This window comes from Actinoplanes sp. NPDC051633, assembly GCF_040681735.1.
Classification (GTDB): domain Bacteria; phylum Actinomycetota; class Actinomycetes; order Mycobacteriales; family Micromonosporaceae; genus Actinoplanes.
This window is the reverse complement of sequence record NZ_JBFAZH010000333.1, coordinates 1-6,987: the sequence shown is the minus strand read 5'-3', so window position 1 is coordinate 6,987 and position 6,987 is coordinate 1. Positions and strand designations below refer to the sequence as shown.

The 6,987-nt window shown below is 70.9% G+C and carries 6 protein-coding genes and 1 pseudogene; 3 read left to right on the top strand and 4 right to left on the bottom strand.

The annotated features are described in order from the left end of the window. Positions 1-1,977: MMPL family transporter (locus AB0M20_RS19605; protein WP_364299996.1), on the top strand; the 1,977-nt coding region annotated here is incomplete at its 5' end. Here AB0M20_RS19605 and AB0M20_RS19600 read toward each other — a convergent pair. Further along, a complete protein-coding gene (locus AB0M20_RS19600) occupies positions 1,925-2,530 on the bottom strand; it encodes an NAD(P)H-dependent oxidoreductase (RefSeq protein WP_364299994.1) in 606 nt (201 codons plus the stop codon). The genes AB0M20_RS19605 and AB0M20_RS19600 overlap by 53 nt on opposite strands. 245 nt (positions 2,531-2,775) lie before the next feature. Between AB0M20_RS19600 and AB0M20_RS19595 the strand changes: the two genes are divergently transcribed. After that, the gene (locus tag AB0M20_RS19595; RefSeq protein WP_364299992.1) at positions 2,776-4,269 is read left to right on the top strand and encodes a GGDEF domain-containing protein; all 1,494 of its coding nucleotides are present in this window, start codon (positions 2,776-2,778) and stop codon (positions 4,267-4,269) included. A gap of 4 nt (positions 4,270-4,273) precedes the next feature. On the opposite strand, the gene AB0M20_RS19590 is transcribed toward AB0M20_RS19595, so the two are convergent. Together AB0M20_RS19590 and AB0M20_RS19585 are read right to left on the bottom strand one after the other, a co-directional pair. After that, positions 4,274-4,852, bottom strand: coding sequence for a hypothetical protein (locus tag AB0M20_RS19590; RefSeq protein ID WP_364299990.1), 579 nt, complete (start codon positions 4,850-4,852; stop codon positions 4,274-4,276). Between the two features lie 19 nt (positions 4,853-4,871). After that, positions 4,872-5,231: an Atu4866 domain-containing protein gene (locus AB0M20_RS19585; protein WP_364299988.1), complete on the bottom strand. Its 360-nt coding sequence runs from the start codon at positions 5,229-5,231 to the stop codon at positions 4,872-4,874. A gap of 148 nt (positions 5,232-5,379) precedes the next feature. On the opposite strand from AB0M20_RS19585, the gene AB0M20_RS19580 reads away from it, so the two are divergent. Then, the gene (locus tag AB0M20_RS19580) at positions 5,380-6,807 is read left to right on the top strand and encodes a glycoside hydrolase family 76 protein (RefSeq protein ID WP_364299986.1); all 1,428 of its coding nucleotides are present in this window, start codon (positions 5,380-5,382) and stop codon (positions 6,805-6,807) included. 23 nt (positions 6,808-6,830) lie between these two features. Here AB0M20_RS19580 and AB0M20_RS19575 read toward each other — a convergent pair. After that, positions 6,831-6,987, bottom strand: a pseudogene (locus AB0M20_RS19575) (TetR family transcriptional regulator); the annotation flags it as partial.

The following is a 6,987-nucleotide window of genomic DNA, read 5'->3' as shown; positions in this document are numbered from 1 at the left end:
GTGACCGCATGGAACTTCGCCGCCGGCGGCGAAACCAAGGACAACTACAACATTCCGGGTACGCCCAGCCAGGCCGGCACCGAGTTCCTGCGGGACCGGATGCCGGCGGCGGCCGGCGCGGACGCCCGCGTGATCGTGCACGACCGTGCCGGCGGCAAGGTCGACCCGGCCGTGCTCACCGCCGTCAGCTACCGGCTCGCGGGTCTGCCCGGAGTCGCCGCCGTGGCGCCGCCGCGACTCTCCGCGGACGGCGACACAGCTCTGCTCGCGGTCGGCTACAGCGTTCCGGTCACCGATTTCCACGGCACCGAGGGTGTCGACGCGCTGACCGAAGCCACGAGCCCGGCGAAGGCCGCCGGCCTCCAGGTCGAGCTGGGCGGCTCGGTGCCGGAGAACTTCTCCGCGCCGAACGGCCTGGCCGAGGGCATCGGCATCGTCGCGGCCCTGCTGATCCTCGTGTTCGCGCTGGGTTCGGTGGTGGCGGCCGGCCTGCCGCTGCTGGTCGCCCTCTTCGGGCTGGGCGTGGGCAGTACGGCGATCGGGCTGCTGGCCGCGGTCACCGACATCAGCGGCACCGCCCCGACGGTGGCGACCATGGTCGGCCTGGGCGTGGGCATCGATTACGCGCTGCTGCTGGTCGCCCGCCACCTCGACGGGCTGCGCCAGGGCCGGTCGCCGCGGGATGCCGCAGCCGAGGCCACCGCCACGGCCGGCCATTCCGTGCTGATCGCCGGGCTGACCGTGCTCGTGTCGCTCTTCGGCCTGAAGCTGTCGACCCTGCCGGTCTACTCGTCGTTCGGGTATGCGACGTTCGCCACCGTCGGCGCGGTGATGCTGGCCGCGATCACCCTGGTGCCGGCGCTCTGCGCGCTGGCCGGGAACCGGATCCTCCCGCGGAGGGTCCGGCGTGGAAAGACCAGCGGACCGAGCGCGATCGAGGGCTGGGCCAGGCGGGTCGCGAACCGGCCGGTCCTTGCCGCGGTGCTGTCGCTGATCGCCCTGGCCGCCCTGGCCGCCCCACTGCTCGGCATGCGCACCTGGCCACAGGACGCCGGCACGCAGCCGGAGTCGAACACGGTGCGACGGGCCTATGACATGGTCGCCGCGGAATTCGGGGCAGGCGCGAACCTGCCGATGCTGGTTGCCGTGGAGGACACCGCCCGGGTGCCGGAGGTGGCCGGCACGCTGCGCACGATCGGCGATGTCGCGCAGGTTTCGCCGCTCGGGGACTCCGTGCTGGTGGTCGAGCTCGCGTCCGCACCGTCCGATGAGGACACCGCAGCGGCCGTCAAGACCATCCGGCAGGCGATGCCGGACGGAGTCCACGTGACCGGTCCCGCCGCAACCTTCAGCGACATCTCCGATCGGCTGGCCGGCCGCCTCTGGGTGGTCATCGGCTTCGTGGTGGCGCTTTCCGTGCTGCTGCTGACGATCCTCCTCCGCGCACCGGTCGTCGCGCTGAAGGCGGCGGTGATGAACCTGCTCTCGGTGGCGGCCGCGTTCGGCGTGGTGACCGCGGTGTTCCAGTCCGACACCGGCGCCCGCCTGGTCGGCCTCCCGCACGGCAACCCGGTGTCCGGCTGGGTGCCGATCCTGATGTTCACCATCCTCTTCGGACTGTCCATGGACTACGAGGTGTTCCTGCTCGCCCGGGTGCGCGAGGACTATCTGGCGACCGGGGACGCGAACGGCAGCGTGGTGCGCGGGCTGGCCGCGACCGGGCGGGTCATCACCAGCGCGGCGGCCATCATGGTCGCGGTGTTCGCCGGCTTCGCGCTCGACCCGGACGTCACGGTGAAGACGCTCGGGCTGGGCATGGCGGTGGCGGTGCTGATCGACGCCACGCTGGTCCGGATGGTGCTGGTGCCGGCCACGATGGCCCTGCTCGGACGGGCCAACTGGTGGCCCGTCCGGGTCGACCGGGTCAGGACGGCGGCGCCTGCAGAGGAGTCGTTGCCAGAGCTCGTGCGACGGTGACCAGGTTCTGGGCCATGGCCCGGCCGGTCTTGGCCGCGAAGTCATGGCCCTTCTGGTCGTCGAGGTAGTCCGGGCCCGGGCCGGGGCCGAGGTGCCAATAGGTCCAGGCCTGGCCCGGAATGGTGTATCCGATGTCCGCCAGCGCGCTGGTGACCTCGGCGATCACGTGGTGCGCGCCGTCCTCGTTGCCGGTGTTCACGACGCCGGCCACCCGGTTGTACGCGACGGGGACGCCGTTGTCGTCGGTCTCCGAGATCAGCGCGTCCATCCGTTCGATGATCCGCTGCGCCACCGAGGAGGGCTTGCCCACCCAGGTCGGCGTGGCGATCACGAGGATCTCGCTGTTCAGCACCTTCTCCCGGATGGCCGGCCAGGCGTCGCCGGGGCCCATGTCGTTCTCCACGCCCGGCTTGATGTCGTGGTCGACCGCGCGGACCCACTCGACCGTCACGCCGTCCTTCTCCATGGCTTCCGCGACCACCCGGGCGAGCGCCTCGGTGTTGGACGGCTGCGGGGCGGGCTTGAGGGTGCAGTTGATGATGAGTGCGCGCATCTTTTCGGCTACCCCCGGGCAAGTCGAGCTACACCCCATGACCGGCGCGGTAGTGGTCGCGGACGGTCCCGGCGGTCCGGGTTCTGACCGTTTCGGAGAATGCAGAAGTCAGGTCTTTCGGACAGCGGTATTGGCTTGTGCAGTAAACGGAAGATACTGATGGGATGGCGGAGTGGATCGAGGAGGACAGGCGCCTCCCCGTGCCCGTAACCGCTTACGGCCCACTCCATCTTCTTGCACGTAAGGTGCATATACTTGCCAACACCGGCCGGGCGCCCGAGGCCCTCCGCGCCGCGGACGCGTTCCTGATGATCGCGAACGCCGTCGGCGACGACAGGTCGGCCAACTTCCTGCGCCAGGGCCGGATGTACGCGTACCTCGACATGGGCCGCATCGAGGAGGCCACCGCGATCGGCGAGGAGCTGCTGCGCACCCACCGCCGGACCGGCAACCTGCTCGCCGAGGCCAAGGTGCTGTGCGACCTGGCGCAGATGCGCGTGCTACAGACCCGGTACGTGGACGGCATGCGGTACCTCGCCCGGGCCGGCATGCTCCTGGACGCCGGTCCGCGCACCGAACGGCACCGCTCGGCGACGTGCTCGTTCGCGCAGGCGGCCGCGGTCGCGCAGATGTACGAGACCGCCGCGGAGGCCTACGAACACCTGGTCGCACTCGACGAGCGCCCGACCAGGACCACCTCATTCGACCTGATCTACTCGCGCACCCTGCTCTACTGGGGCCTGCGGCTGGCGCACGTCGGCCGGGCCGAGGAGGGCGCCACCCGGCTGCGCCGCAGCGCCGCGATCACCCGCCGCTGGCTCGACCAGCACCCCGGCGACCCGTGCATGACCGCGGTTCAGGCGCTGGCGCTGGCCAAGCTGGGCGACATCGCGGTGGCCGAGAAGCTCGCCAACTCCGCGATCATGCCGTTGCGCGCCGGTGAGAGCTGGGAGTTCGCCCGGATGGCGCACCTGGCGCTGGGCATCAGCCTGCGCGAGTCGGGCGCCCTGGCCGAGTCCCGCCGCGAGTTCCTGGCCGCCCACCAGTCCTGCGGCTTCACCGCGGCGCTGCCGGACGAGCGGCCGATCATCCGGTACGAGATGGGCCTGACCGCGCTCGCGATGGACGGCGGGCAGCCCAGCCGTGACCTCTTCGCGGTGGTGGCCGGTCAGGTGCGCGAGTTGTGGCAGTTGCGCCTGCAACGCGTGGGCATGTTCCGGCAGGCCCGGCAGCGGGAGGAGCTCGAGGCGGCCCGCGAGCACGCCGAGCAGGAGAGCCGCCGGGACGCACTGACCGGTCTGGGCAACCGCCGCCACTTCGACCTGCTGCTGGAGCAGATCGACGACGGACGGCTGGGCCGCCCGCTCACCCTGCTGCTGGTGGACCTCGACCACTTCAAGGCGGTGAACGACGCGTTCTCGCACAGCACCGGCGACCGCGTGTTGCGGGACGTGGCCGGCCTGCTGCGGCGGCACTGCCGGGCCAGTGACGTGGCGGTGCGGTACGCGGGCGATGAGTTCGTCCTGTTCCTGCGCGGCGACGCGGCCGCGGCCCGGGAGGTGGCGGAGCGGATCCGGCTGGCGGTCGCACGGCTGGACGTGCTGCCGGGCGTACGCCTCACGGTCAGCGTGGGCATGGCGGAGTGGACCGAGGGCGTCACCGGTGAGGCGTTGTTCCGGGCCGTCGACGAGCGCCTCTACGCCGCCAAGTGGAGCGGCCGCAACGCCATCGCCGCCTGAGAAGCTAGAGCGGGTAAACCACGCCGGACTTGCCGCTGTAGGGGTGCCGGGTGCCGTCCTGCTCGTATCCGGTGGTCGGGGCGTCCAGCCACACCACGTAGGGCGTGCCGGATTTCAGGCCGGTGATCGTGGCGGTGACCGTGCAGCCCGATGGGGCCGGGACGTCCTGCCAGGTGTAGGCGGGCTGGCTGCCGGATCTCAGCGGCTGCGGGATCGCCGCGATCCGGTAGTTGGAGGCGTACTGCCGCGGCCAGCTCACCGTGAACGACCCCTTCGCCGGGGTGACGGTCATCGGGATCAGCACCGGGTCGACGGTCCACTGCTTGGTGCAGCTCGGGTCCATCGGCAGGAACGACACGGGCGGCAGCGCGGGCGACCGGCTCCCACCGCCGCGGGACGGCACGGGACTCGGTGTCGCGCTGCCCTGCGTGGAGACGATCCATCCGGCCCCGCTGACCGGGCCGGGCGAGGCGGACGTGGAGGTGTCCGGCACCATCGTGCTGTCCAGCCCCAGCGCGCTGCAGCCGGTGAGGGCGAGCGGCACGCACAGCGCCACCACGATCACAGCCGTCGTCCGCCGCATGCCTCCCCCTCCCGGTCGGTCACCTTCCGATCGGCGCGACCCCCGGAGGGCTTAGCGGGAGCAGCTCGTGACCGGCCATCTCAATGGCGCCGCCGGCGAGGCGGGCCGGGGTGCGCAGGCCGCTGTCGTCGCGGAGTCGCAGGTCGGGGCCGTCCAGGAGGTATGAGCCCTGCGCGTTCCGCTTGCGGCCGGCGACGCTCAGCGCGTACGAGTGATCGCTTTTGAGGGTCAGATGGACCGTGCCGTCCTCGCTGCGCCAAACCCCCGCCAAGGCCGGGATCGAGGGGTTGATCTTCAACGCCGGCGGGGAGATCGCCGGGCCACGGCCCATGGCCAAGGCCAGCAGGGCGGCCGCGTCGAGGATGGTGGTGTCGCGCATGGTGCATCCTTCGGCCACCGAGCGTGGCGGGTCGAGAACAACGCGGTATCAGGCGGGTTGTTTCTTCCCGTCCACGCCCGAGATTTTGGCTGAGGGCGGGCAAGGCATTGACGTTTAACAATCTGTGCGGTTTGTTTCAAGTATGTCGATGCGCAGACTGGCTGGTTTCGCGATCGTCACGACCGCGGCGGCTCTCATCCCCCTTCCCTTCGCAGCCACGCCCGCCGGCGCGGCAACCATCTGCAACCGCTATTGCGACGCCCGCGACCCGGGCCTCGCACCCTCCGATCGGGCGCCGGTCAGCGTCGGCCTCTTCGGCCGCACGTTCCGGTTGCACGTCAACGACACCGACGCGATGGCCTGGGGCACGGTCGACGGCGGCCAGAGCGGCGACGAGGTGTGGCTGGACCGTTCCTTCGACGGCGGGAAGACCTGGGAGGGCCGGATCGGCAACGCCGCCGTCCCGGCCGGCGGCACGAGCTGGCGCACGTTGCAGTACAACGTCGACGACTGGGGCGCCCGCGGGGTCGGCGCGCTGCGGGCCTGCGGCAAGGCCGGTGACCGGCCCGAGATCGTGTGCACGGCCTGGGCGCGCAGCAACTGGAACGCCTGGGACCGGCGGACCGCCGCCTCGACCGCGCTGATGATGCTGTGGGACCGCAACACCGGCCTCTTCGACGGCAACGGCTGGTGGACCGGCGCGAACGCGCTGAGCGCGATGATCGAGAGCTTCCGGATCAGCGGCATGCCCAGCTACGAGTACGTGATCGCGGAGACCTACAACCGCAACGTCAACTCGCGCCTCGGCCAGTTCCGCAACGAGTATCTCGACGACACCGGCTGGTGGGGCGCGGCCTGGGTGGCCGCCTACGACCGGACCGGCGACAGCCGCTACCTGAACACCGCCCGCGCGGACGCCGACCACATGGCGGCGTACTGGGACACCCGCTGCGGCGGCGGGATCTGGTGGAACACCGCCCGCACCTACAAGAACGCGATCTCCAACAGCCTTTACATCCAGCTCAACTCGCTGCTGTCCCAGCGGATCCCGGGCGACACGGTGTACCGGCAGCGGGCCCAGGCAGGCTGGGCCTGGTTTCAGAGCACCGGCATGATCAACGGCTCCAACCTGGTCAACGACGGCATCAACCTCAGCACCTGCCGCAACAACGGCGACGTGACCTGGACCTACAACCAGGGCGTGCTGATCAACGCCCTGGTCCAGCTCAACCGGCTGACCGGCGACGCGAACGCACTGGCCACCGCGCGGCGGATCGGCGACGCGTTCACGACCAGCTCGTATCTGAGCCCGGGCGGGATCATGACGGAGCCGAACGAGAGCGGGTGCTCGGGCGACGGCGCCAGCTTCAAGGGCGCGGGGGTACGCGGGCTCGGCGTGCTGAACGCGGCGGTCGGCGGCGCGTACACCACGTACCTGCGACGCAACGCGGACAGCAACTACGCGACCAACCGCAACGCGCTGGACCAGTACGGCAGCCATTGGGCCGGTCCGTTCGTGCCCACCAACCACAGCTGTCAGCACAACGTGCTCGACTTGTTGAATGCCACACCCTGACCGCTTGATGCCGGCGCCGGAGCTCAGCTCTCTGCCGGCGGACCGGCTTTCAGCGCGGCCATGACCGCCGCGGTCAGCTTCTGCAGGTAGTCGTCGCTGATCTCGCCCCGGGCGACCGCGAGCCGCCAGTAGAGCGGGCCGAGGATCAGGTCGACGGCGACCTCGGGGTCCGCGCTGGAC